The organism is Mesorhizobium sp. CA15 (assembly GCF_020165215.1).
In the GTDB taxonomy this organism is placed as follows: Bacteria; Pseudomonadota; Alphaproteobacteria; order Rhizobiales; family Rhizobiaceae; genus Mesorhizobium.
Genome location: NZ_JAIUHQ010000002.1, coordinates 634,390 through 659,075 on the forward strand (window position 1 = coordinate 634,390; position 24,686 = coordinate 659,075).

At 65.1% G+C, this 24,686-nt stretch carries 25 protein-coding genes; 15 read left to right on the forward strand and 10 right to left on the reverse strand.

What is annotated here, in order from left to right; all coding sequences use genetic code 11:
- Nucleotides 1-277: 277 nt before the first annotated feature.
- On the forward strand, nucleotides 278-736 hold the full coding sequence (locus tag LB515_RS06530; RefSeq protein ID WP_095766501.1) for a tRNA (cytidine(34)-2'-O)-methyltransferase: 459 nt from the start codon (nucleotides 278-280) through the stop codon (nucleotides 734-736).
- 149 nt (nucleotides 737-885) lie between these two features.
- Nucleotides 886-1,329, forward strand: coding sequence for a redox-sensitive transcriptional activator SoxR (gene soxR / locus LB515_RS06535; protein ID WP_140838707.1), 444 nt, complete (start codon nucleotides 886-888; stop codon nucleotides 1,327-1,329).
- Between the two features lie 150 nt (nucleotides 1,330-1,479).
- On the opposite strand, the gene LB515_RS06540 is transcribed toward soxR, so the two are convergent.
- On the reverse strand, nucleotides 1,480-1,737 hold the full coding sequence (locus LB515_RS06540; protein WP_095766723.1) for a hypothetical protein: 258 nt from the start codon (nucleotides 1,735-1,737) through the stop codon (nucleotides 1,480-1,482).
- Nucleotides 1,738-1,858: 121 nt separating this feature from the next.
- On the opposite strand from LB515_RS06540, the gene hemF reads away from it, so the two are divergent.
- The 5 genes from hemF to LB515_RS06565 all read left to right on the forward strand — a co-directional run bounded on the left by hemF (nucleotide 1,859) and on the right by LB515_RS06565 (nucleotide 5,579).
- Nucleotides 1,859-2,773: an oxygen-dependent coproporphyrinogen oxidase gene (gene hemF / locus LB515_RS06545; protein WP_224636621.1), complete on the forward strand. Its 915-nt coding sequence runs from the start codon at nucleotides 1,859-1,861 to the stop codon at nucleotides 2,771-2,773.
- A gap of 260 nt (nucleotides 2,774-3,033) precedes the next feature.
- Nucleotides 3,034-3,294, forward strand: coding sequence for a DUF1344 domain-containing protein (locus LB515_RS06550; RefSeq protein ID WP_095766498.1), 261 nt, complete (start codon nucleotides 3,034-3,036; stop codon nucleotides 3,292-3,294).
- Nucleotides 3,295-3,463: 169 nt separating this feature from the next.
- The gene (locus LB515_RS06555) at nucleotides 3,464-3,649 is read left to right on the forward strand and encodes a DUF1059 domain-containing protein (RefSeq protein ID WP_095766497.1); all 186 of its coding nucleotides are present in this window, start codon (nucleotides 3,464-3,466) and stop codon (nucleotides 3,647-3,649) included.
- A 282-nt stretch (nucleotides 3,650-3,931) separates the two neighbouring features.
- A complete protein-coding gene (locus LB515_RS06560; RefSeq protein WP_224707138.1) occupies nucleotides 3,932-4,513 on the forward strand; it encodes a hypothetical protein in 582 nt (193 codons plus the stop codon).
- A gap of 85 nt (nucleotides 4,514-4,598) precedes the next feature.
- A complete protein-coding gene (locus LB515_RS06565) occupies nucleotides 4,599-5,579 on the forward strand; it encodes a S8 family serine peptidase (protein ID WP_224707139.1) in 981 nt (326 codons plus the stop codon).
- Between the two features lie 24 nt (nucleotides 5,580-5,603).
- Here LB515_RS06565 and LB515_RS06570 read toward each other — a convergent pair whose 3' ends face one another.
- From LB515_RS06570 to LB515_RS06580, 3 genes are read right to left on the reverse strand one after another with little or no spacing between them, the layout of a single operon-like run.
- Entirely contained in the window at nucleotides 5,604-6,872 is a 1,269-nt protein-coding gene (locus tag LB515_RS06570; protein ID WP_224707140.1) for a CCA tRNA nucleotidyltransferase, read from the reverse strand.
- Nucleotides 6,869-7,501: a CoA pyrophosphatase gene (locus tag LB515_RS06575; protein ID WP_140838715.1), complete on the reverse strand. Its 633-nt coding sequence runs from the start codon at nucleotides 7,499-7,501 to the stop codon at nucleotides 6,869-6,871. The genes LB515_RS06570 and LB515_RS06575 overlap by 4 nt, the downstream gene beginning before the upstream one ends.
- Complete coding sequence (locus tag LB515_RS06580) at nucleotides 7,501-8,175, reverse strand: DUF1285 domain-containing protein (protein ID WP_411966464.1); 675 nt, start codon at nucleotides 8,173-8,175, stop codon at nucleotides 7,501-7,503. The genes LB515_RS06575 and LB515_RS06580 overlap by 1 nt, the downstream gene beginning before the upstream one ends.
- A gap of 154 nt (nucleotides 8,176-8,329) precedes the next feature.
- Between LB515_RS06580 and LB515_RS06585 the strand changes: the two genes are divergently transcribed.
- Genes LB515_RS06585 through LB515_RS06600 form a run of 4 tightly spaced genes read left to right on the forward strand, consistent with a single transcriptional unit; the run spans nucleotide 8,330 to nucleotide 15,158 of the window.
- Nucleotides 8,330-9,334, forward strand: a complete 1,005-nt coding sequence (locus tag LB515_RS06585) for an AAA family ATPase (RefSeq protein WP_095766493.1) — start codon at nucleotides 8,330-8,332, stop codon at nucleotides 9,332-9,334.
- Complete coding sequence (locus tag LB515_RS06590; RefSeq protein WP_224707142.1) at nucleotides 9,334-10,248, forward strand: DUF58 domain-containing protein; 915 nt, start codon at nucleotides 9,334-9,336, stop codon at nucleotides 10,246-10,248. Before LB515_RS06585 ends, LB515_RS06590 begins: the two co-directional genes overlap by 1 nt.
- Complete coding sequence (locus LB515_RS06595) at nucleotides 10,245-13,067, forward strand: DUF4159 domain-containing protein (RefSeq protein WP_224707143.1); 2,823 nt, start codon at nucleotides 10,245-10,247, stop codon at nucleotides 13,065-13,067. The genes LB515_RS06590 and LB515_RS06595 overlap by 4 nt, the downstream gene beginning before the upstream one ends.
- A 3-nt stretch (nucleotides 13,068-13,070) precedes the next feature.
- Complete coding sequence (locus tag LB515_RS06600; protein ID WP_224707144.1) at nucleotides 13,071-15,158, forward strand: hypothetical protein; 2,088 nt, start codon at nucleotides 13,071-13,073, stop codon at nucleotides 15,156-15,158.
- 49 nt (nucleotides 15,159-15,207) lie between these two features.
- Here the strand turns inward: LB515_RS06600 and clpS are convergent, their stop codons facing one another.
- The 4 genes from clpS to LB515_RS06620 form a co-directional block, all read right to left on the reverse strand.
- Entirely contained in the window at nucleotides 15,208-15,513 is a 306-nt protein-coding gene (gene clpS, locus LB515_RS06605; protein ID WP_140546186.1) for an ATP-dependent Clp protease adapter ClpS, read from the reverse strand.
- A 127-nt stretch (nucleotides 15,514-15,640) separates the two neighbouring features.
- The gene (locus LB515_RS06610; RefSeq protein ID WP_140838734.1) at nucleotides 15,641-15,973 is read right to left on the reverse strand and encodes a hypothetical protein; all 333 of its coding nucleotides are present in this window, start codon (nucleotides 15,971-15,973) and stop codon (nucleotides 15,641-15,643) included.
- A 152-nt stretch (nucleotides 15,974-16,125) separates the two neighbouring features.
- A complete protein-coding gene (locus LB515_RS06615; RefSeq protein WP_140838736.1) occupies nucleotides 16,126-16,401 on the reverse strand; it encodes a hypothetical protein in 276 nt (91 codons plus the stop codon).
- 37 nt (nucleotides 16,402-16,438) lie between these two features.
- Nucleotides 16,439-16,744 (reverse strand): hypothetical protein, encoded by a 306-nt coding sequence (locus tag LB515_RS06620; RefSeq protein ID WP_095766486.1) that lies wholly within the window; start codon nucleotides 16,742-16,744, stop codon nucleotides 16,439-16,441.
- A gap of 247 nt (nucleotides 16,745-16,991) precedes the next feature.
- Between LB515_RS06620 and LB515_RS06625 the strand changes: the two genes are divergently transcribed.
- The 3 genes from LB515_RS06625 to LB515_RS06635 all read left to right on the forward strand — a co-directional run bounded on the left by LB515_RS06625 (nucleotide 16,992) and on the right by LB515_RS06635 (nucleotide 19,584).
- Nucleotides 16,992-17,708 (forward strand): response regulator, encoded by a 717-nt coding sequence (locus LB515_RS06625; protein WP_224707145.1) that lies wholly within the window; start codon nucleotides 16,992-16,994, stop codon nucleotides 17,706-17,708.
- On the forward strand, nucleotides 17,705-19,114 hold the full coding sequence (locus tag LB515_RS06630) for an ATP-binding protein (protein ID WP_224707146.1): 1,410 nt from the start codon (nucleotides 17,705-17,707) through the stop codon (nucleotides 19,112-19,114). The genes LB515_RS06625 and LB515_RS06630 overlap by 4 nt, the downstream gene beginning before the upstream one ends.
- Nucleotides 19,115-19,209: 95 nt before the next feature.
- Nucleotides 19,210-19,584, forward strand: coding sequence for a YciI family protein (locus LB515_RS06635; protein WP_224707147.1), 375 nt, complete (start codon nucleotides 19,210-19,212; stop codon nucleotides 19,582-19,584).
- A 20-nt stretch (nucleotides 19,585-19,604) separates the two neighbouring features.
- Here LB515_RS06635 and LB515_RS06640 read toward each other — a convergent pair whose 3' ends face one another.
- Together LB515_RS06640 and LB515_RS06645 are read right to left on the reverse strand one after the other, a co-directional pair.
- The gene (locus LB515_RS06640) at nucleotides 19,605-21,083 is read right to left on the reverse strand and encodes a pyridoxal phosphate-dependent decarboxylase family protein (RefSeq protein ID WP_224707148.1); all 1,479 of its coding nucleotides are present in this window, start codon (nucleotides 21,081-21,083) and stop codon (nucleotides 19,605-19,607) included.
- Nucleotides 21,084-21,164: 81 nt separating this feature from the next.
- Nucleotides 21,165-22,250, reverse strand: a complete 1,086-nt coding sequence (locus LB515_RS06645) for a PLP-dependent cysteine synthase family protein (RefSeq protein ID WP_224707149.1) — start codon at nucleotides 22,248-22,250, stop codon at nucleotides 21,165-21,167.
- A 241-nt stretch (nucleotides 22,251-22,491) separates the two neighbouring features.
- Between LB515_RS06645 and LB515_RS06650 the strand changes: the two genes are divergently transcribed.
- Complete coding sequence (locus LB515_RS06650; protein WP_224707150.1) at nucleotides 22,492-24,492, forward strand: transcriptional regulator; 2,001 nt, start codon at nucleotides 22,492-22,494, stop codon at nucleotides 24,490-24,492.
- Nucleotides 24,493-24,686: the final 194 nt, after the last annotated feature.

Sequence of the window (24,686 nt, forward strand, 5' to 3'; positions counted from 1 at the left end):
TTCCTTCGAAGGCCGAAAACTGGGTTCGGCGGGAATCGGTGCGATGAGGACTTAAAGTGTCAGAAGAATCGTCGTACCGAAACCGCCGGTGGGCATAGGGGTGCCCCGGAGAGGAGCTGGAAGTGCATGGTCATCATGTGGTCCCCCTCCTTCGGTTCGGGTTGACGATGGTGAGCATATACTCGACTTCGCAGAAAATGGCCACCCGCCAGTCCAGGAATCGCCGAAAGCCGCAGGCGCCTGTGGCCGATCTGCCACTTATTAGCAGGATACGGAAATGAACGATCGTCTCCGCATCGCGCTCTACCAGCCGGATATCGCCGGCAACACCGGGACGATCCTGCGCTTCGCCGCCTGCCTCGGTATCGGCGTCGACATCATCGAGCCGGCTGGTTTCCCGCTCTCCGACCGGGCGCTGAAACGGGCCGGCATGGACTACCTCGAAATGGCGGCGCTTTCCCGCCATGCCGACTGGCACGCCTTCGAGGAGTGGCGAAAGACCGGCGCGCGCCGCCTCGTGCTGCTCACCACCAAAGCCACGACCGCGTACACCGACTTTGCTTTCGCTGCCGGCGACATCCTTTTGTTCGGCCGCGAATCCGCCGGCGTGCCGGACCAGGTCCACCAGGCGGCGGATGCGCGACTGACCATCCCGATGCGGCCCGGAGCGCGCAGCATCAATGTCGCGCTGTCCGTCGCCATGGTCGCGGGCGAAGCGCTGCGCCAGCTCGGCTAGAACCCCGAACCCCTCTTCATTGCCGCGCGCAGGCTCCACTCGCGGCGTCATTCTCACCCAGGCGCACATCGCCTTCTCCTGCAATTGCCCTATCGACATTTGTTGGCTACAAGCTCAACTTAACTTGAGGTCAAGCGGAAAAGTTCGAGATGGCTCCGGTAAGGGAATTGACGGTCGGCCAGGTGGCCGTTCGCAGCGGCGTTGCGGTATCGGCGCTGCATTTCTACGAGGCGCGCGGCCTGATCCGCAGCCACCGCACCTCGGGCAACCAGCGGCGCTACAGCCGCGACGTGCTTCGGCGCGTGGCGATCATCCGCGTCGCCCAGGAGGTCGGCATCTCGCTTGCCGACATCGCCCGGGCGTTCCAGTCGCTGCCGGAAGAGCGCACACCGAACCGCGAGGACTGGAACCTGCTTTCGACAGCCTGGCGCGACGAGCTCGACCAGAAGATCGCCCAGCTCAAGAAATTGCGCGACGGCCTGACCGATTGCATCGGCTGCGGCTGCATGTCGATCGACAAATGCCCGCTGAGGAACAAGGAAGATCGGCTGGCCAAGGAGGGGACGGGGGCGAGACGGCTGGCGGTGCGCTGACAGTCTGCCGCCAAGGTGCATTGAGATTCAGGTCAGGCCGAGTCGAAAGTGGCTTCCGAGAACCGGAGCGGAGCGTACTTAAAGTACGTGAGCACCGGAAGCGCAGGAGCCGCCATTTGCAGGCTGGCCTCACCTGAATATCAATGCACCTTAATCGGCCGCCGGCAGCCGCCGCATGGTGAATTCGATCACGTCGCCCGGGCGCTCGAACCAGCTTTCGATCTCGGTCCAGTAGGCCTGTTTCGGAAAACGCTCGAACCACTCCTTGGCCTTGAGGCGCGCATCCGGGCGCGGCAGCACGAAGGTTTCGCGCAAGAAACCGTCGCGCGGCTGGTTTTCGCGCTCAGCCCGTGAGCGCTCCAGCCTCTTGCGTAAGCCATCCAGCGGCGGTCTTGCCGGGGTGCGCACGAAGGAACTCCTTTGCACCTTGGTCAGACAGGACTTGACCCTTCCTCTCAAGAGATTAGGGATCGCGCCCTGAAAAGACGAGTCATTTGTCAGGCAAGTGTGCCTGTAACCGGAGACCGAATTGGAAAGACCTGACCTTCCCGTGGGCCTGCCCGCCGACATCGAGCAGAAGAAGATGAAGGCACGTCTGTGGTTCGAGGCCTTGCGCGAGCGCATCTGCGCCACTTTCGAGCAGATCGAGCAGGAACTCACCGGCCCGCAAGCGTCATGGTCGCCCGGCCATTTCGAGAAGACCCCCTGGGAGCGCGACGAGGGCCGCGGCGGCGGCGGCACCATGTCGATGATGCGCGGCCGCGTCTTCGAGAAGGTCGGCGTCCACACCTCGACCGTCCACGGCGAATTCTCGCCCGAGTTCAGGAAGCAGATTCCCGGCGCCGAGGAAGACCCGCGCTTCTGGGCGAGCGGCATCTCGTTGATTGCCCACCCCTGGAACCCCAACGTGCCGGCCGTGCACATGAATACCCGCATGGTCGTCACCACGCGCCAGTGGTTCGGTGGCGGCGCCGATCTGACGCCGGTGCTCGACCGCCGCCGCACCCAGGACGATCCCGACACGATCGCCTTCCATCGCGCCATGCAGTTCGCCTGCGAGAAGAACGCCGCCGTCGCCGACTATCCCAAATTCAAATCCTGGTGCGACGAGTATTTCTTCCTGCCGCACCGCAACGAGCCGCGCGGCATCGGCGGCATCTTCTTCGACTGGCTGCATTCTGACGAGGACAGGGGCGGCTGGGAGGCCGATCTCAATTTCGTCCAGGACGTCGGCCGCTCCTTCCTCGTCGTCTATGCCCATCTGGTTCGAGGCAACTTCAACCAGAACTGGACCGACGGCGAGCGCGACGAACAGCTCATCCGGCGCGGCCGCTACGTCGAATTCAACTTGCTTCACGATCGCGGCACCATCTTCGGCCTGAAAACCGGCGGCAATGTCGCCTCGATCCTGTCCAGCCTGCCGCCCGAGGTAAAATGGCCGTAACGATCCGGTGAGCGCGGCGATGGCCGCATTGCTGTCCAATTCGCCGAATCTTGGCCGGCAATGTGGCAGGGACGATATCTTTTTCGTCTAATATCCTTTTGAAAAAATTGAGCTATTTAAGATCGCCGGGTCGGGAAGCGCCGGCGGTCGAAGCGGAGATCATCTCGTCTCCCTCCGGCCGTGAGCCGGCGCGACTTGACGACCCTGATCACGAGAGGTGCCTCGCCGAATCGGGCACCCGCATTCCAGGAGAGCACGCCATGCGCAAGCTTATCGTGACCGCAGCTACCGCCGCCCTTCTCGCCTCCGGCGGCGCCGCGTTCGCAGCGGTCAAGCACACCACCGGCACCGTCAAGAGCTTTGACGGAACGGCCATGAGCCTTGTTCTGGACGACGGATCCACTTTCAAGCTGTCCAAGGCCTTCAAGGATCCCGGCATCCAGGCCGGCGAGAAGGTTCGCGTCTCCTGGGACATGAGCGGCAAGAACAAGATTGCCGAGGCCGTCAAGATCATGAAGTGAAGGCCTGCCCGTCAAAGGCAGATCGAGTTCTCAGGCGGCAAGGAAGGCGGGGCAGCACTGCTCCGCCTTCCTTTTTTGGAGAGAAAAGCAGTTGGCCGCGGGCTTCGATGCAACCGAAACCAGCCGCATGTGTTATGGTTTTCCAGCAGAACGAGGAAAGGAAAGTCCCATGAAGGAATTCCAATGCGGGTCGCTTGTCCCCGGCTGTGACTGGCATACGCGCGCCGAAGAAGAAGCCGAGGTGATGCGCCGTGCCGTTGAGCACATGCGCGAGACGCATGGCGAGACCGTCATCCGCGAGACGATGATCGAGGCGATACGCTCCCGCATCCAGAAGGTTCGCGACGCGGCCTGAGGGACTCCTCACCTTCGAACAGATCGACCGGCAGCGAAATCAGGACGGCTCAGGGCGTGAGCATGTTCCGTCGCGAGTTGCGAACCAATTTGCCTGACTCGATCCGGAAATCCGGACCGGCCCGGCATTTCAAACAGATACTTATATTCGAGTCGTCTCATTTAAGTTTGCGGTAACGGAATTCGTGCCACCGTCGGGCAAATGATCCGGCTGCAGGGCTGGCCGAGAAACTCGCCGCCACCCAAGGCGCTGACCGGATCGGTGGGGTGAGGTGTTTCGCGCATGCGCGAACGATCCGGCAAGAGGGGCACATCGTGCGAGGCGGCGCTGCTGCTGTGCGCATGTCTCGGCGCGTCTCCCGCGACCGCCCAGGAAATGATGACCACCTCGCTGATCGGCATGCATCAGGGGTCGCCGCTGAGCGACCGTGCCCGAGGCCTCGGCGGTGGCGGCTATGAGCTGCAGAATGGAAGCTGGGTCTCGTTCAACCAATGGTACCACACGAACTGGGTAGACATGCATGTCGACCTGCTCACCCAGATTACCGAAAACACCGGCATCCTTTGGGGGTTCGGGACCGGCGAACAAGGCGACAAATACAGCATCGGGCCCAGCCTGAAGCTCGGTTTCCTCACCCAGACGCATCCGAATCCGAACAGCACCCTATCGCTGTCCGTAACGTCGATCATCGGCGGAAACCTCACCGAGAAACCTTGCCTGGCCGACTACGGGGATCTGGGCTCCTACAGTGTCAATTGCCGGCTCGCAGCCGGTGAGATGGCGCCGCAGGAAACCCTGAAATACCTGGTTAGCGCCAAGCCCGAGAGCATGCATCTGTGGCTGAATTATCGTCTCACTTTCTGATCGCCGGGAGCCGCGAATGAAAAGTCCATCTCGTCCCGAAACGCGCGATCGCCCGTCCTCGTTCTTGTTTGGCTGGAGTTGGAACATGTCTGCTGGTCACCTGAAATTCGGCCTCGTTGCCGCCCTTGCCATCCTTTCGGCGCCCATTGCCTCGGCGCAGGAGGGCCTCGGCGCGGACGAGACGGCGGCGCTCTGCCATGGCGGCGGCTCCATCTGCGTGAGCGCAAAGATACCGGTCGCGCGCACGACGCAAACGATACAGAACTGGATGAGCCCCGACGTCGGCGCGGCATGGGCCGCCGGCTACAAGGGCAAGGGCGTCACCATCACGATGGTCGACGACTTCAGCAGCACCTCGCGCTTTTCCGGCAATTTCGGGATCGGCGTGCAGACCCAGCGACACGGCGAATGGACGCGCGACGAAGCAAGCATGATTGCTCCCGCCGCGACCATCCGCTCCAAGGATTTCTCGACCGGCACGGCCGTTTCGCTGGCACGCGGCCTTAATGTGCTGAACCTGAGCTACGGAATGTACACAACCGCGGGCTACAGCGCGAACCAGATCTGGTGGGCTCCAGAGGAGTCCTCGATCATCTCCTACGCCACCAAAGGTTCGGCCATCGTCTCGAAGGCGGCCGGCAACGACGCGGTCGCTGTTGGCGGGGTCACTGGTGGCCAGCAGGACTATCTCGACCTTGCTTTGATCGGCAAACCGACCGCGATCTTCGTCGGCGCGCTGTCGACGAACGGAACCACAGCCAACAAGGCCCAGCTCGCCTGGTATTCCAATTATGCCGGCTCCGACCAGGCTGTGCAGAGCCACTTCCTGGTGGTCGGCGTCGAGGGTGACAAGACCGGGCTCTACGGAACGTCTTTTGCCGCGCCGATCATCTCCGGCTATGCTGCGATCATCGGCAGCAAGTTCACCAAGGCGACGCCCGTCCAGATCACCAACGACCTGCTCAATACGGCCCGCACCGACACGCTGGCCAATTACGACCCGTCCGTCTACGGCAAGGGCGAAGCAAGTCTCTCGCGCGCTCTCGCTCCTGTGGCCATACATTGACAGGCACCGGCCGTTCCGGCCCGTCTAGCTCTCCAGCGCCTGCGCGGCGCGTTCCACCAGCGCGCCGCGTTCCAGGGTGAAGCCGGACTCGACCCATTCCTTCTCGAGATTCTTCAGCGTGGCGCCGAGCTTCGGTCCTGGCGACGCGCCAAGCGCGGCCAGGTCGGCGCCTTTTATCGGAAACACCGGCTTTTCCCATTTCAGCGTGAAATTGAGCAGGCGTGAAAAGCCGCCGGCTTCCATCATCGCCTGATTGTCCTCGACTGCGCGCGTCCGCGCGGCGGCAAGCGCCAGCCGAATGCGGTCGATATAGCCGTTGCGATCGCCGTAATAGAGTTTCTTGGCCAGCTCGGTCTCCGTCGCCTTGGCATCCGGCGCGATGGTCAGTGCCCAATGCCGCAGGCGGCCGGCCTCGTCGTTCGACAATCGCAGCCGCTCGCCAAGCGTCTTCATGCGCACGGCATCGGGCGGGACGATCGCCTCCAGCCTCAGCACAGGATCGGCGGCCCAGCCGAGATCTTTTCCAGTTTTGACCAGGCCATGGATGGCGTCGATGCCCCACTTCTCGCTTTCCGGCAGCACGGCGGTGAGCACGCCTGCCTGGCGCATCCATAAGAGCGCGCGCGAGGGATCTGGAGCCGACAGCAGCTTCTTCAGCTCGGACCAGACGCGTTCGGCCGAAAGCCGGGCAAGTCCGTCCTTCAGCCTGGCACAGGCCTTCAGCCCTTCCGCGTCCGGCCGTCCGTCGCCATACCAGGCAAAGAAACGGAAAAAGCGCAGGATGCGCAGATAATCCTCGCGGATGCGCGCCTCCGCGTCGCCGATGAAACGCAGCCGCCTCCCCTCTATATCGGCGACGCCGCCGACGAGATCGACGACCGTGCCGTCCGCTTCGGCGTAGAGCGCGTTGATGGTGAAGTCGCGCCGCTCGGCGTCCGCTTTCCAATCGCGCCCGAAGATCACCTTTGCCCGCCGGCCGTCGGTCTCGACATCGGCCCTGAGCGTCGTCACCTCATAAGGCTTGCCGCCGGCGATCACCGTGATCGTGCCATGCTCGATGCCTGTCGGCACCGTCTTGAAACCGGCCGCCTCCGCGCGCCGGACCGTTTCCTCGGGCACGGTGGTCGCGGCGATGTCGATGTCGGCGACCGGCTGGCCGATCAGCGCATTGCGCACCGCGCCGCCGGCGACGCGCGCTTCCTCGCCGCCCTGCTTCAGCGCGGCAAAAAGCTTCTGCAGATGCTTGTCGGCCAGCCAATCGGCCCTGCCCGAGAGTGACGCCTCAGCGGTCAACCATAAAGCCTTTCATAGAGCGTGCGGATGATGCCGGCGGTGACGCCCCAGATACGCTGGCCGCCATAGGGCATCTCGTAGAAGAACCATTCGAGCTCGTTCCACATGCGGCTGTCGCGCGCGTGGTTGGCCGGATCCATCAGGAAACTCAGGGGCACCTCGAAAGCCGCGTCGACCTCATCGGCATTGAGCGTCAGCGAAAAACCCTGGCGCACGATGGCAAGCACCGGCACGATGCGGTAGCCGCTGCCGGCGACGTAGTCGGGCATGCGGCCGATGATCTCGACGAAATCCCGTTCGAGGCCGATCTCCTCGAAGGTCTCGCGCAAAGCGGTTGCCTCGGGGCTTGCATCGGTCGCATCGATGGTGCCGCCTGGAAAGGCCACCTGGCCGGAATGGCTGCGCAGTTTCTCGGCGCGCTTGGTGAGCAGCACCATGGCGCCCTCGGCGCGGTCGACCACGGGAATCAGCACCGCCGCGTCTCGCAGCGGCTTGATATGTTTGAGCCTGGGATGGCCGGGATTGAAGCGATGATCGCCGAATTCGTCGCCGGGAACGATCGCCGCTTGCGCCGCGACGCGCGCCCGAAAATCCGCGACCGAAAACGCCGCCGGCGTCACCTGGTCCATCACGCGCTCAGCCGCTTCAGTTTCTCGGCCGGCATGATCGGATAGACCTCTCCGCCCGAGCGAATGGCGAACATCGCCTTGCCGCCGATGTCGATCTCCTCGCCATGCTCGACCAACTCATACATCACCGGACGCGCCACCAGCGCTTCCAGTCGTCCGCGCACCAGCACATAGGGTTTCAGTCCGCCGGTTTCGTCCTCGTCGACGAAGCGCAGCGCATGGCCGGGGCCGGCCGCGACGACATCGCCGACATTCGTGCGGAAGGTGACAACCTGGTCGTTCCCGCTCCCGGACACGTTCATTTCGACGGCGATGAAGGGCGCGTCGACGACGCGGATCCCAACCCGCTCGACCGGCGTCACCAGATAGGTCTTGCCGTCGGCATCCTTGCGCAACACGCTGGAAAAGAGCTGCACCAGCGGCATGCGGCCGATCGGCGTGCCGAGATAGAACCAGGTCCCGTCGGCCTTGATCTCCATGTCGAGGTCGCCGCAGAACTCCGGATTCCAGCGCTCGACCGGCGCCGGCCCCTTGCCGGCCCGGGCCGCGCGGGAGATCAGCGCCTCAAGGCCGCGCGCCTCTGTGGCGCCGATCAGGCTCTGTTTGCTCAAGCTGTGCTCGCCAGCGCTCTGTTCGTCAGGCGTTTGTTCACGATGTTCGCTGCGTTCGGCCATGGTCACGAAATAGTCACTGTTGTCCCGATTGTCAGCCTTGTCCGCCCGAGTCTGTGATTTAAGTTCAATTACAGGCGCCAGGTGAGGCCGAATCGCGGCATTCTGCGGCATCGAGAGTGCAGGCCGGCATTTCCAACCACAAGGATCGAACGGCATGAGCGTGATGATCAAGGAAAGCCCGATCAGCGAAAAAGCGATGATCGAGGAAGCCGAAAAGGCGCTGGCCGATATCTCCAGGATCCGCGACGCGGTCGGCAGGGTGATCTTCGGCCAGGAGGCGGTCGTCGAGCGCACGCTGGTGGCTCTGCTGGCCGGCGGTCATGCGCTGCTGGTCGGCGTGCCGGGCCTCGCCAAGACCAAGCTGGTCGAGACACTAGGCATCGTGCTCGGCCTCGATTCGCGCCGGGTCCAGTTCACGCCCGACCTGATGCCGTCGGACATCCTCGGTTCCGAGGTGATGGAGCAGGACGAGTTCGGCAAGCGGTCCTTCCGCTTCATTTCCGGGCCGATCTTCACGCAATTGCTGATGGCGGACGAGATCAACCGCGCCTCGCCGCGCACGCAATCGGCGCTGCTGCAGGCGATGCAGGAATATCACGTCACCATCGCCGGCGCCCGCCACGACCTGCCGGCGCCCTTCCACGTGCTGGCGACGCAGAACCCGCTGGAACAGGAAGGCACCTATCCGCTCCCCGAAGCTCAGCTCGACCGTTTCCTGATGCAGGTCGACATCCTCTATCCCGAGATCGAGGCGGAACGCCGTATCCTGCTCGAAACCACCGGCGTCGACGAAGCCAAGGCCGACAATGTGCTGCAGCCGGCACGGCTGAGGGAAATCCAGACGCTGATCCGGCGCATGCCGGTGCCGGAAAGCGTCGTCGAGGCGATCCTCAAGCTGGTGCGTTCGGCCCGGCCAGGCCAGGGCAATGCCGAGACGGACAAGCACGTCGCCTGGGGGCCAGGTCCCCGCGCCAGCCAGGCGCTCACCCTGTGCGCCCGCGCCCGCGCCCTATATGATGGCAGGTTGGCGCCCTCGGTCGACGACGTTCGCGCCTTGGCCGAACCGGTGCTGCAGCATCGCATGGCGCTGACTTTCGCCGCCCGCGCCGAAGGCACTTCCGTGCGCGACGTGGTGGCGAAGCTGGCAAAAGGCATCTGATGGGTCGAATAGGCGAGGTCCAGGCACCGGTTGCGACGCGCGACGCGCTCGCCCGTGGCCGGTTGCGGGCTTCATTGGTGCCGGACCTGCTGGTCGAGGCGCGCCGTATCGTCAACACGGTGATCGCCGGCTGGCATGGCCGCCGCAAGCGCGGCATCGGCGAGAACTTCTGGCAGTTCCGGCCCTATGTGGAAGGCGATTCCTCGCGCATCGACTGGCGCCGCTCCGCGAGAGACGACCATACTTATGTGCGCGACCGCGAATGGGAAGCCGCGCACACCGTCTGGCTCTGGGCCGACCCCTCGCCTTCCATGCTCTACAAATCCGCCGCGGCAAGCGTTTCCAAGCAATCGCGCGCGCTGGTGCTAGAGCTCGCCTTGGCCGAGCTCTTGTCGCGCAGCGGCGAGCGCATCGCCTGGCCGGGCCTGACGGATCCGTTCACCGCCCGCAACGGCGCCGAGCGGATCGCCGCCCAGCTCAGCCACGCCGCCGCGCTTCCGGCCAAGCCCGATCTGTCGGCCATCCGCCGTTTCTGCGACATCGTGCTGGTCAGCGATTTCCTCGATCCGGTTGAGGAAACCATGGCCTGGCTCGACGTGCTCGCCCGCCACGGCGTGCGCGCGCATCTGATCGAGGTGGCCGATCCGGCCGAGGAAACCTTCCCCTATGCCGGCCGCACCGAGTTCACCGATCCCGAGACCGGCGACAAGCTGACCGCCGGCCGCGCCGAGATGCTGGCCGAGGAATATCGCCTGCTTTACCGGGCCCGCCGCGACGAACTGGCTGCCTGGTGCAAGCGTCTCGGCTGGAGCTACACCGTCAACCACACCGACCGCCTCGCCTCCGAGGCGCTGGTGCGCGTCCACCTGGCGATGACCGCCGACGGCACCAATTTCGGAAGGGCGGTCGCATGAGCTGGCTGCCGCTTTCGTTCGGGGCGCCCATGGTGCTGTGGGGCCTTCTGGCCCTGCCGGTGATCTGGTGGCTGCTGCGGCTCACCCCGCCCAGGCCGCAAACGGAAGTTTTTCCGCCGCTGAGAATCCTCGCCCGGGTCCTGAGGCGCGAAGAAACCCCGCAGCAAAGCCCGTGGTGGCTGACGCTGCTTCGGTTGCTGATGGCGGCGCTCATCGTGATGGCGCTGGCCGAGCCGGTCTTCAACCCGCGCGAAAAACTGCCGGCGGAGGGCGCCGCCCTGGCGCTTGTCGTCGACAATGGCTGGGCGAGCGCCGCCGACTGGAACAAGCGCGTCGCCACCGCCGAGCGGCTGATCGCCGACGCCGGCTCGAACGGCGTGCCGATCGTCATCGCCTTCACCGCCGAGAAGCCCAATGCCGAGATCGGCCCTTTCGACGCTTCGGGCGCGCTCGATCACCTGCGCGCCGCCAAGCCGCGGCCGATTCCTACCGACAGGCCCGCCGTCTACGCCCGCGTCGCCGCCGCGTTGGAGCGCCTGCCGGGTGCCAGCGTCGCGGTGCTCGCCGATGGGCTTGCCGCCAAAGGCGACGAGGCCGCTTTCAAGACGCTGCTCGAAAAGAATGCGACACGGCTGGTCTGGGCCACGTCCGACCGGCCTTCCGTGACCGGCCTGATTGGCGCCGACAACCAGGTCGATGGTTTCGCTTTGAGCGCCATTCGCGCGCCGGGCAATCCGGCGCCGGCGCAGGTCACCGCTGGCGCCTTCGATGACAAGGGCCGCCGCATCGCCGATGCGACGCTGACCTTCGCGCCGGGCGAAGCCACCGCCACGGGGACGATGGCGGTTCCCTTCGAGCTGCGCAACGACTTCGCTTCGATCGCGCTCGACGGCGAGCACCAGGCCGGCGCCGTGCGCGTGCTGGACGAGAGCTCCAAACGCCGCCGCGTCGGCCTTCTGTCGCAGGCCGAAGCCGACCAGGCGCAGCCGCTTCTGTCGCCGCTCTATTACATCCGCCGCGCCCTGCAGCCCTTTGCCGACCTGGTCGAGCCGTCGAGCGCCGATCTCGCCGACGCCATTCCGCAGCTTCTCGACCAGAAGCCGGCGATGATCATCATGGCCGATGTCGGCACCATCCCGGCGCAGGTCAAGCAGCGGCTGGTCGACTGGGTCGACAAGGGCGGCACGCTGGTCCGTTTCGCCGGTCCCCGCCTTGCCGCGTCCGGCAATGACGACGACCTTTTGCCGGTCAGGTTGCGCAGCGGCGAGCGCGCGCTGGGCGGCGCGCTGTCGTGGACGACGCCGCAGGCGGTGACCGAATTCCCGAAGAGCGGCCCCTTCGCCGACCTCTCGCCGCCCTCCGAGGTGACGGTGAGCCGGCAGGTTCTGGCCGAGCCGACGCCCGACATCGTCGAGCGCACCTGGGCCACGCTCGCCGACGGCACGCCGCTGGTGACGGGCATGAAGAAGGACAAGGGCACGCTGGTGCTCTTCCATGTCACGCCTGAGGCGACCTGGTCGAACCTGCCGATCTCCGGCAGCTTCGTCGAAATGCTGCGGCGTGTCGTGCAATTGTCGCGCAACCAGGGCGCCGCGATCGCCAATGCCGAAGCCGCCGCCGCGTCGCTCGCGCCCTACCGCATGATCAGCGCCGACGGCATGCTGACGCCGCCCTCGCCGGATGCCCGACCGCTGGTGCCCGGCGCCGGTCCGCTGCCGGTGACGCTGGAGAATCCGCCCGGCCTTTACGGCTCCGAGACCGGCGTCTTCGCGCACAATCTGCTCGATGCGTCGAGCACATTCACGCCGCTGGCACGCCCGCAGGTTTCGCTGCCGGTGACAGCTATCCCCTATGCCTTCGATGAATCGGAGAATCTCAAAGGGCCGCTGGTCGCCATCGCGCTGCTGTTGATGGTGCTCGACACTTTGGCCGTGTTCTGGATGGGCGGACTGCTGGCGCGCCGGCCGCGCCGCGCAGGCACGGCGGCGACCGCCGCGGCCGTTCTGGTCGTGCTGGGCGGCCTCTTCGGCCATGCCGATCTTGCCCGCGCCGACGATTCCAAGCCCGGCGACACCCAGGCGATCGAGGATATCTCGAAAACCCGCATCGCCTATGTCATCACCGGCGAGCCGGGCGTCGATTCGATCAGCCGCGCCGGCCTCGAGGGCCTCACCCGTTTCCTGATCGAGAAGACCGCGCTCGAGCCCGGCCCGCCGGCCGGCGTCGACATCGCCAAGGACGAGCTGTCCTTCTTCCCGCTGATCTATTGGCCGATCGATGCGACGGCGCCTATGCCCAGCCAGGCGGCGATCGCCCGCATCGATGCCTATATGCAGCAGGGCGGCACGGTTCTGTTCGATACGCGCGACCAGTTTTCGAACGGCATCGGCGCCGGCTCGGCAAGTCCGGCGACCGAGCGGCTGCGCGACATCCTCGGCAATCTCAACGTGCCGCCGCTGGAGCCGGTGCCTTCGGACCACGTGCTGACCAAATCTTTCTTCATCCTTCCGGAGTTCCCCGGCCGCTTCAACGGCAGCCCGCTCTGGGTCGAGGCCTCGCTCGACGCCAGCAACACCGAGAACCGCCCCGTGCGCACCGGCGACGGCGTCTCGCCGATCATGATCACCGCCAATGATTTCGCCGGCGCCTGGGCCATCGACGAGAACGGCGATCCGATGCTGCCGACCGTGCCGCCGGACCCGATGCAGCGCATCTACGCGCTGCGCGCCGGCGTCAACATCATGATGTACATGCTGACCGGCAACTACAAATCCGATCAGGTGCATGTGCCGGTGCTGCTCGAACGGCTGGGGCAGTAGATCATGAACTGGTCCATCTCATTCGAACCGCTTCTCTCCTGGCCTCTCTTCGGCCTGCTCTTCGTGCCGCTGCTTTTGCTGGCGCTGGTCGGCCTGTGGTTCCGCCAGCGCGGCTCGGCATTGCGCTTCATCGCGCTGCTCGCACTCGCCGCTTCATTGCTCAATCCCGTTTTCCTCGCCGAGGAGCGCGAGGCGCTGAAGAGCGTCGTCGCCCTCGTCGTCGACCGCAGCCAGAGCCAGGACATCGGCGACCGCACCAAGCAGACCGACGAGGCGCTGGCCGGCCTGCAGCAGCGTCTTGCCCGCTTCAAGCAGTTCGATGTCCGTGTCGTCGAGGCCGGCAAGTCCGAAGCCGCCGACGAGCGCACCGAAACCAGGCTGTTTAACGCGCTGGAAGGCGTCTTCCGCGACGTGCCGCCGTCGCGCATCGGCGGTGCCGTCATGATTACCGACGGCGAGGTGCATGATGCGCCTGCCGGCGCGCCGGAGTTCAACGCGCCGCTGCACGCGCTGATCACCGGCAACGAGCATGAGAAGGACCGCCGCATCCGCTTCGAGAACGCGCCGCGCTTCGGTCTCGTCGGCAAGCCGCTCGACATGACCTACCGCGTCATCTCGACGGAAGGCGACGGCGCTCCGGTGGACGTGCGCGTCTCGGTCAATGGCGAGCAGGTCTCGGTCGAGCACGCGACCGTCGGCCAGCCGATGAAGCTCTCGGTCACGATACCCAATGCCGGCCGCAACATCGTCCAACTCGGCATCGACCGGGAACCCGGCGAGCTGACCGACGCCAACAACCGGGCGATTGCCCTGGTCGACGGCATCCGCGAGAACCTGCGCGTGCTCCTGGTTTCCGGCGAACCGCATGCCGGCGAGCGCACCTGGCGCAACCTTTTGAAGTCGGACGCGTCGGTCGATCTCGTCCACTTCACGATCCTGCGTCCGCCGGAAAAGCAGGACGGAACGCCGATCAATGAGCTGTCGCTGATCGCTTTCCCGACGCGCGAGCTGTTCGTCGAGAAGATCAAGGATTTCGATCTGATCATCTTCGACCGCTACCAGCACCGCGACGTGCTGCCGATCCTCTATTACGACTACATCTCCGAGTATGTCGAAAAGGGCGGCGCGCTGCTGATTGCCGCCGGCCCCGAATATGCCGGCGAGAACTCCATCGCCCGCACGCCGCTCAACGCCGCGCTGCCGGCCATGCCGACCGGCGAGGTGGTGGACAAGGCCTTCTACCCGCGCCTGACCGATCTCGGCCAGCGCCATCCGGTGACGCGCGGGCTCGACGGCTCGGCAAGCGAGCCGCCGCATTGGAGCCGCTGGTTCCGCACCATCGGCGTCAAGAACCCGGAAGGCGAAGTGGTGATGAAAGGCGCCGACGATCGGCCCCTGCTCCTGCTCGCTCGCAAGGGCGAGGGCCGTGTCGGCATGCTCCTGTCCGATCAGGGCTGGCTGTGGGCGCGCGGCTTCGAGGGCGGCGGGCCGCATGTCCAGCTTTATCGCCGCATCGCCCACTGGCTGATGAAGGAGCCGGAACTGGAAGAAGAACGGCTAACCGCCGACGGCCGCGGCATGATGCTCGAAATCCGCCGCCAGACGATGAGCGACGATCCCGGTCCCGCCCAGGTCATCACGCCGTCCGGCAAGGCGGTGGCGGTGAAGCTCGAGAAAGCCGAGCCCGGCATTTTCACCGGCAGCTTGCAGACCGGCGAGATCGGCCTTTACCAGATCGGCAATGGCGACCTTACCGCGCTTGCCCATGTCGGCCCGATCAACGCGCCGGAATTTTCCGACGTGATCTCGACCGAGGATCGGCTGAAGGCGCCCGCCGAAGCGACCGGCGGCAGCGTGCGGCGGCTGGCACCGTCGTCGACGCTCGGCAATCTCGCCGGCGGCTTGACACTGCCGTCGATCGTTCCCGTCCGCTCTTCAGCGGCCGCGTCGGGCGACGACTGGATCGGCCTGCGCACCACCGACGACAGCACGCTCAAGGCCGTGTCGCGCGTGCCGCTGTTCGGCGGTTTCCTCGGCCTCGGCCTCCTGCTGCTCGCGATCGGCTCGATGTGGTATCGCGAAGGGCGGTGACGCCACCTTCTTCCTTCTCCCCTTTTGGGGGAAGGGAAAGCGCCTGCCCCTACTCTTCCGGTTCTGTGGTGAACAGCAGCGGATAGCCCTTGGCCTTGCCGGCGTCGGTCGCCCGCGTCGCCTTGGTCTCGGCGATATCGCGCGTAAACACCGCGACGACGCACACGCCGCGCGTATGCGCGGTGATCATGACGCGATGCGCCTGATCCTCACTGAGCTTGAATTCGCCCTTGAGCACCGTCACCACGAACTCGCGCGGCGTGAAATCGTCATTGACGAGGATGACTTTGTAGAGCTTCGGCCGCTCGGTTTTCGGCTGCGTCTTAGTGCGGGGTTTGAGGACGGTTTCGGGCATCGGATCCACCAGCGAGAACTGGGCTCTCTCGCTCTCATTCTGTCACGCAGCAAATATACGTCCAATTCCACGCGCGGGTAATGCCGGCTTGGACCATCAGCCCTATGTGGGGAATCACTGCCGAAGGTCAACGGCCCTGGCGGCGCAACGCGGTGCCCGATCTGCCGGAACCTGCACCGCCATCCATGTCGGAGCCGCGTTCGACGAAGGCGAAGAACATCCAGCCGACAAAGCCGATCACGGTCGCACCGGTCAGCAGGATCAGGACCCAGGACTGCGCCGGCGTGATGTAGTCGAAGCTTGAAGAGATCAGCGGAGCGAACAGCTCGGGCTCGGTCCTGCCGCTGGCGGGATCCGGCACGGGGCTTGCGGTAAAGATGATCAACGATCGTGCCGCCGCGGTGGCGATCAGGCCGCCGAGGGTCAGCGAACGCATCAGGGACGAAAACCGCTTCTTCATGCGGACTGTCCTACAGCACCGGCATTGCGATCGGGTTAAGGATAGGACTTGAGCGCGGTGGAAAACTGCTGGTTTCGGGCTCCCTGCCGCAAGCAAGCCGCCCCTGCCGAAATCGACCGGAGCGGCTTCGTCTAGTGGCGCAGAGCGCTGGATCAGGGCTTCTTGGCAGCCGGCTTCGCAGCAACGGGCTTCGCAGCCGACGCTTTCTTCTTGACCGGGCACTTGTGCGTCTCGGTCACTTTGCAGGCCTTCTTGGCAGCGACCTTCTTCATCGGCTTCGCAGCCGTGCTATCCGCCGGAGCAGCCGTGGTGGTCGCGGTCGAAGCAGCCGGGGCAGCCGTCGTCGTGGCGGCGGCGTTGCCGAGCGCCGGCATCGCGAAGGCGAGAGCAACACCGAGGCCGAGGGCGGAGAGAATGGACTTCTTCATGGCTTCATTTCCTTTTTCTTGCGGGTCTGGGTGGGTGTCACTGAACGGGATCGATCGGTGCCACTCCAAGCAGCTTCAAAGCATTTGCGAGCATCCGGATTCCCTGTGCCTGCTTCTTGTTGGCGCAGAACCGGTTTCCCCTTCTTTGCAGTGCTTTCGCCGCGGTGACCTGCGTTGCCGCGGCATGGGTTTCGAGAGCTTCGTCAACCTGACGGCTCAGATTGGTGCAGCGCTCGGTCCGGGTGAGCGGAGCGACGACCTTTGCGGTGGAGGCGCCGTCCGCGGCTGTGATGAGCGATATGCTGAGCAAAGCACCCATCACGCTGATCCAGAACCTCTGCATTGGTCTTGTCCGTTACTCCGGAAACTCGCGTCGCAGCCGATGACCTGACCGCCACGGCACCGTTTATGCCCTTGAAATTTTTCACCAGTTTTTCCCAACTGTAGAATTTTGTTTCTGGATTGTTTCTGAGGAATCCGCCCAGCGCGGCGATCGCGGCCACTGGCCAAGATGTGGCCCGAATTCTATCGTGTGGGTTGTCTCGAACGGATATCCAGCAAGAGCCGGCAAAGAGAATGATAGGTTTCGAGTGAAATCCGATGCGCACATACTGATCGTCGACGACGACAAGGGCATACGCGACCTGCTGCAGGAGTTCTTCCACAAGCGCGGGCTGCACACGACGGTTGCCGGCGACGGCACCGAGATGGAAGCGGTCCTGCGCCGCACGCCGGTCGACCTGATCGTTCTCGACGTGATGCTGCCCGGCAAAAGCGGACTTGAGCTTTGCCGCGAGATCCGCGCCAACTACACCACGCCGATCATCATGCTGACCGCGGTCACCGAAACGACCGACCGCGTTGTGGGCCTCGAAATGGGCGCCGACGACTACGTGCCCAAGCCCTTCGATCCGCGCGAGCTGTTGGCCCGCATCCGCGCCGTGCTGAGACGCAACGGCAGCGCCGAGCCGCGTCGGCCCACCGCCAGGCAGGTCTACCGCTTTGCCGGCTGGACCATGGATTGCGCGCGCCGCCGCCTGACCGCGCCCGACGACGTGCGGGTTGAGCTGACGATGGCGGAGTTCAACTTGCTGCAGACCTTCGTCAAGAGCGCGCAGCGCGTGCTTACCCGTGAGCAGCTGATCGAGCTGTCCGGCGGCGACACCGGCTACAGCTTCGACCGCAGCGTCGACATTCTGGTGAGCCGGCTGCGCCGCAAGATGGAAGACGATCCGAAAACGCCGAAACTGATCCTGACCGTGCGCAGCGGCGGCTATCAGTTCCTGCCCGAGACGACGGCCGAATGAGACGCTTCCTGCCGCAGACCCTGCCAGTCTGGGTGCTGCTCATCGTCATTGCCGGCCTCATGATCAGCCAGGTGACGACGCTTTACATCGTCGCGCGCGATCGGGCCGCCGCCAACGGCGTCGTCGATCTCTACCGGTTGAACGACCGCGCCTATTCGCTGGTGCAGCTGATGCATGACGCCACGCCCGAAGAGCGCAAGGCGACCGCCTCCGGCCTGTTCAACTCGACCTATGCGCTGACGGTTTCGGACACGCCCGCCGTCACCTCCTCGATCGCCGGCGACGACCAGCTTGCCGAGTTGGAGGATATCCTGGTCGGACGCTTGTCGAAGTTCGGCATCACCGATGCGCGCGTGCGGCGCGATCCGGCCACCCAGGAGGCCGATGTCCCAGACGGGCAGGCGGTGAACAAGGATGTCGGCCAGGTCGAGCGCGACCTGCTGGTCCTGGCCGCGGATTTCGCGCAAAGCGACAAGCTGACCGCGTCGCTGCGCTTTTCCGACGGGCAGTGGCTGAATTTCACCGAACCGATCACGCCGGCGGGACCGATTCTGAGCCTCGACAGCCTGCCGCTTTACTCACTGATCGCCGGCTTGATCATCATCATGTCGATCTGGTCGCTGCGCCGGCTGACCGCGCCCTACCGGATGATGGAAACGGCGGTGACGCGCATCGGCAATGACCTGAAAAGCCCGCCGATCGCCGAAAGTGGCAGCCGCGAGATCCGCGCGGCCGCAAAGGCGATAAATGCCATGCAGATGCGGCTGCGCGATTATGTCGAGGACCGCGAGCATCTCGCGGCGGCGCTGGCGCACGATCTGCGCACGCCGCTGACCCGGATGCGCCTGCGTCTCGAACTGTTGCGCAGGTCGCCCGCGCGCGAGGCGCTGGCGCACGATCTCGCCGACATCGAAAGCATCGCCAGCTCGGTCATCGACTTCGCCAAATTCGAGGTAACCGAGGAAAAGGCCGAGCGGATCGATTTCTGGTCGTTGGTGGAATCGGTGGCGGACTCCTTCGACGGCGCGTCCTTCGACGAAGGCGTGGTCCCGTCGCGCGGCCTGATCTGCGTCGCGCGGCCGGTGGCGCTGCGCCGCTGCATCACCAATCTCATCCAGAACGCTGTAACCTACGGCAAAAAGGCGCATCTCGGCGTACGGCGATCGGGCGACACGATCACGCTTTCGATCCGCGACGAGGGCCCGGGCATCCCGCAGGCGAAGCTGGACGCGGTGTTCGGCTCCTTCGTGCGGCTGGAGGAATCGCGCAACCGCACGACCGGCGGCCTCGGCCTCGGCCTCACCATCGCCCGCAACATCGCGCGCGCCGCCGGCGGCGAGGTCGATCTCTCCAACTACCCCGGTGGCGGGCTGCTGACGGAGCTGCGGCTGCCGCTGGCAGCTTGAGTCAGGAGTGGGCTCTGTCCGCCGCCGGCGCCACTGGATCAGCCGAACCATCCTTGTGATAGTGCGGCCCGCCTGGTCACGAGGGAAATCCACCCATGTTCTACGCCGTCCTTGCCTACCATGTCGAAGACACCGTGCAGTCCTGGTCGCCAGATGAGGATGCGGCATTGATGAAAGACCTGCTCGAAGTCAACGACAGGCTGACGCGCGAGGGCAAGCTCGGGCCCGCGGCTAGGCTCGGCGCGACGGCCAAGGCCGTGACGCTGCGCGGTCCGGGCGACGGCTTGGTTATCGACGGTCCCTTTGCCGAGACCAAGGAGCAGTTGCTCGGCCTCTATGTCCTCGACTGCGCGACCCAGGACGAGGCGATTGCCGCGGCGCGCGACCTCAAGCGCGTCAATCCCACCGCCGTCTACGAGATCCGGCCGATCATGCTCTATGTGCCGGGCGCCACGCTGACGGTAAGCTGAGACAGCTTCCCGAGCGTGCCTCAGACCGGTATCGCGGCCTCGATTTCCCGTCCCAGCCGGAGCATCTCCGCGACCAGCAGGTCGAGATCGTCCCGGCGCGTGCGGTGATTGGCGATTGCCACCCTCAGGCAATGCCGGCCCTGCACCGTGGTGTCGGACAAGGCCGCGATGCCCTCCTCCTGGAGTCTCAGCATGATCTCGGTGTTGAACGCCTTGAGCTTTTCCTCCGACGCGCCATCCAGCCGGTGGCGGAAGCTGACGATGTTGATGGTGGTTGGCGCCATCAGTTCGAGCGCCGGCTCCGCCTCGATCAGACGGTTGAGGTGGCGGGCCTGGGCGATGTTCTGGTCGATCAGGCGGCCGAACTTCTCGACGCCATGCTCCTTCAGCGCCATCCAGATCTTGAGCGCACGGAAGCCGCGCGACGTTTGAAGCCCATAATCGTGCAGCCACTCTCCGGAGGCCAGGCCCCGCGGCGTCGATTCCAGATATTCCGGCGTCACGGCAAACGTGTTGCGGTGCTGGGATGCGTCCCGCACCAGGGCGCAGCCGGCTTCGAACGGCGCGTGCAGCCATTTATGCGGATCGAGTGCGATCGAATCCGCCTGTTCGATGCCGGCGACGAGCGATCGGTTCTTAGGCGCGATCGCGATGAGCGCGCCGATGCAGCCGTCGACATGGAACCAGAGATCCTCTTCGGCCGCCACGCTCGCCAGCGCCCGCAGGTCGTCGACCGCGCCGGCGTTGACGGTGCCGGCGGTGCCGATCACGCAGGCCGGCCTGAAGCCCGCTTCGCGGTCCTCCGCGATTGCCGCCTTGAGCGCGGCGATATCGATGCGCAAGCCGGCATCGGTCTGGATGCGCCGCAGCGCCTGATTGCCGAGGCCGAGCGCCTCCACAGCCTTGCGATGACAGGAATGGACCTGGTCCGAGGCGTAGTAGCGCAACGGCTTCGGCATGGCGCCGACACCCCGCTCGCGCACGTCGACGCCTGCCTTGACGTTGCGCGCCACGGTCAGTCCGATAATGTTGGCCATCGAGCCGCCGCTGACCAGGGTGCCGCTGGCCGAGGCTGGGAAACCGACCATCTCCTTCATCCAGTTGACGACCTGGCTGTCCATCAATGCGGCGGCATGGTTGCCGCCGCCGAGATTGGAGCCCTGGATCGCCGCCAGGAAATCGCCGAGCGCGCCGGTGAAGTTGCTGGATCCCATATACCAGGACCAGAAACGCGGATGGATGTTGCCCATCGGGTAAGGCATCACGTTGCGGGCGACGTCGTCATAGACGTCAGCCGCCGGCGCCGGCGAGCGCGGCAAAGATGCGCCGAAGAATGCCCGCACCTCGGCCGGCATCGCGCGCCAGACCGGCCGGTTGCGGACATCCTCGAGATAGGCGATGGCATCGTCGAGGATTCGGTGCGAGAGCGCTCCCACATCGGCCCAATCCGGCGGATCGAGCGTTTCCTCCGCGTTGGTCGCTTCCTGAAATATATCCATCTCGCCTCTCCCGCCGGCGTGGGTCGACCCGCGCATAAAAGAACGACGCCGCCATGCGGGGGCGGCGTCGCGTTTCTGTTCTCAGCCTTCGAACTGGCAGCTCGGCGTCGAGCGCGACAGCGCCGTCTCCTCGGCGTCCATCTCGGCCTCGATGCCGTCGAAAAGCGGCGTCGACATGTAGCGCTCCCCCGTGTCGGGCAGCATGCACAGGATCACCGAGCCGGCCGGCGCCTTGCCCGCGATCTGCCGCGCCACGGCGAAAGTGGCGCCGCCGGAGATGCCGGTGAAGATGCCCTCCTGCCGCGCCAGCGCCTTCGTCCATTTGATGCCTTCGGGACCGGGGATCGGCACCACCTCGTCATAATAGCGATGGTCGATCGCCTCCTGCAGCACGTTGGGGATGAAGTCCGGCGTCCAGCCCTGGATCGGATGCGGTTCGAAGGCCGGATGGCTGGCGGACGGCGCGCCGCCGGCGCCGCGCTCCTGGGCCTTGCCGCTGCCGATCAGCTGCGCGTTCGCCGGCTCGGCGAGCACGATCTTCACCTCCGGCCGCTCGCGGCGCAGCGCGCGGCCGACGCCGGCCACCGTGCCGCCCGTGCCGTAGCCGGTGACGAGCACGTCCAGCCTCGAGCCGGCGAAGTCATTGATGATCTCGCGCGCCGTCGTCGCCTCATGAATGGCGGCATTGGCCTCGGTCTCAAACTGGCGCGCCAGGAACCAGCCATTGGCCTCGGCAAGCTCGACTGCCTTCTTGTACATACCGAAGCCCTTCTGGGCGCGCGGCGTCAGTACCACCTTGGCGCCAAGCATGCGCATCAGCTTGCGGCGCTCGATCGAGAAGCTGTCGGCCATCGTCACCACCAATGGGTAACCTTTCTGCGCGCAGACCATGGCAAGGCCGATGCCGGTGTTGCCGCTCGTCGCCTCGACGACGGTCTGGCCAGGTTTGAGCTTACCGCTGCGCTCGCCTTCCTCGATGATGTTGAGCGCCAGCCGGTCCTTCACCGAGGCCGCCGGGTTGAAGAACTCCGCCTTCACATAGATCGTCGCGTGACCTGGCCCGAGATTGTTGACGCGGATGACCGGCGTGTCGCCGACCGTGTCGAGAATGCTGTCGAACAGACGGCCGCGCCCGGCCGTGGTCCTGATTTTCAACTGATGCAACATGGGCTTTCTCCTCGAAATCTCACGTGCCGGTTACAAACCGGCGAATTGGGCGGCGCAGTTTCGACACCTTGCCGCGTTAGTTGCGAGTGACTTGCCGACAATTCGGCAAAGGCCGCGTCCGGCTCGAAATTCGCCGCCGGATGCGCCCTGTCGTGTTTGGTGATAGAACATGGACCAACTGTTCGACGTGGGAGCGAGCGTGGAAACGGACGTGGAATCCGTTCGGTCGGCTCTGAAAAGCATGGCAGCCAGCCTTTCGATCAGGCTGCTCGGCCCGCTTGCGATCATGCGCGACGATGTTCCTGTGGTGTTGCCATCGTCACGCAAGCTGCGCGCGCTGCTGGCCTATCTAGCGCTGGCGCCCCACCCAGTCAGCCGCAGCCGTCTTTGCGAACTTCTCTGGGACGTGCCCAACGATCCACGCGGCGAGCTGCGCTGGTGCCTGAGCAAGCTGCGTGCCGCGCTTGACGAACCGGGCTTGCGCCGGATCGAGACGGAAGGCGACACCGTGGCGCTTCGCCTCGGCGATGTGAGCGTCGATGCCGTCGAGGCCGCTGCCGCCGTGGCGGAAGGCATTGAGACGCTTGGCCTCGACCGCCTGCGGACGCTTGCGCAACTGTTCGCCGGCGACTTCCTTGATGGCCTGGAACTCGATCGCAGCCCGCATTTCGGCAGCTGGCTGACGGCGCAGCGCCGCCGTTTCAGCGCATGCCATGTCGCAGTCCTGGAGCACATTATCGGCCTTGTCCCGCGTGGAGCCGATGAGGCCGGCGCCTATATCGACAAATGGCTGGAGCTTGCGCCCTTCGACGGCCGCGCACATGTGGCGCTGCTGGAAAATCTGGCACGGCGCGGACAGATCGGCGCCGGCGAGGAGCATCTTGCCACCGCGGCGGAGCTGTTCCATTCGGAAGAGCTGGATTTCACGCCATTGCGCGAGGCGTGGCAGGAGATAAGAGCCCGGAACGCCGGCGCAACGCCATGCGCCCGATCCGGGCCGGCTTTCCCGGTTTCGGAATCGCCGGTCGCCGCGGACGAATCCGAGCCCGTTGCGACGCGCCGGGCTTCGCTCGCGGTGATGCCGTTTGCGGAGAGCGCCGGCACTGGCGGCTTCCGCGGCGGGCTTGCCGATGGCCTCACGCATGACATCATCACACGACTTGCCAAGCTGCGCGATTTCTTCGTTATCGCCCGCGGCTCTGTGTTCGCGCTCGCCGAGAAGAACATCGCGCCGGAAGACGCCGGGCGCAGGCTGAATGTCGACTATGTCGCGACGGGCTCGGTGCGGGCTCTGCCGGGGAGGTTCATCGTCTCGGTCGAGCTTGTCGAGGTCCGTACGGCAAGGATCGTCTGGGCGGAAACCTTCGAGCACAAGCCCGACGACATCTTCATCGTCATCGAGGATATCGGCAACAGCATCGTTTCCTCCATCGCCGCCGAGATCGCGACGGTGGAGCGCAACCGCGCATTGCTGAAAGCGCCAAACTCGCTCAATGCCTGGGAGGCTTACCATCGCGGCCTTTGGCACATGTATCGCTTCACCCGCCAGGAAAACGAGCTGGCGCAGCATTTCTTCGGCGAGGCGTTGAAGCTCGATCCCACTTTCGCGCGCGCCTATGCCGGCATGTCCTTCACCCACTGGCAGAACGCTTTCCAGCGCTGGGGCGACCGCGACCGCGAGGCCGCGCTTGCCTTCGAGAGCGCCGGCCAGAGCCTGCTGGTCGACGACCGTAACCCAGCCGCCCACTGGGCGATGGGCCGCGCGCTATGGCTGCGCGGCGAGCAGGACGGCTCGCTGCTGGAGCTCGCGAGCGCCGTTGACCTCAGCCCCAATTTCGCGCTCGGCCACTACGCGCTGTCCTTCGTCCATTCGCAGTCGGGCGACCCGCAATCGGCGATCGGCTCATCCGACCATTCCCGCCATCTGAGCCCCTTCGATCCGCTGCTGTTCGGCATGATGGGCGCACGCGCCATGGCGCATGCGAGGCTGGGCGAATTCGAAGCGGCGGCCGAATGGGCGCTGAAGGCCGCGGCACGCCCTAACGCCCATCTCATCATCCTGGCGATCGCCGCTCATTGCCTGGCGCTGGCCGGCCGGCAGGAGGAGGCGCGAACCTTTGCCGCCGCGATCCGCAACACCTTGCCGAACTATCGCGCCGACGATTTCATCGCGACATTCCGTTTCGACCGGGATGGAGAAGCACTGTTCCGGAACGGCGCCAAGCTCATCGGGCTGAACTGAACCTGGCCGGCGCGCCTAGAGCAATTCCAGGAAAAGTGTGAGCGGTTTTCCGTCCGGAATTGCGTAAAAAACAAAGAGATAGGGCGTTTCGCGGTTTCCGTGAAACGGTGAAACGCACTAGAGCGTTTCATAGCTTGATTGAATCAGAAGGGATTCCCGGTCGGTCGGATTTGTGATTCAAGATGCTGGCTGGA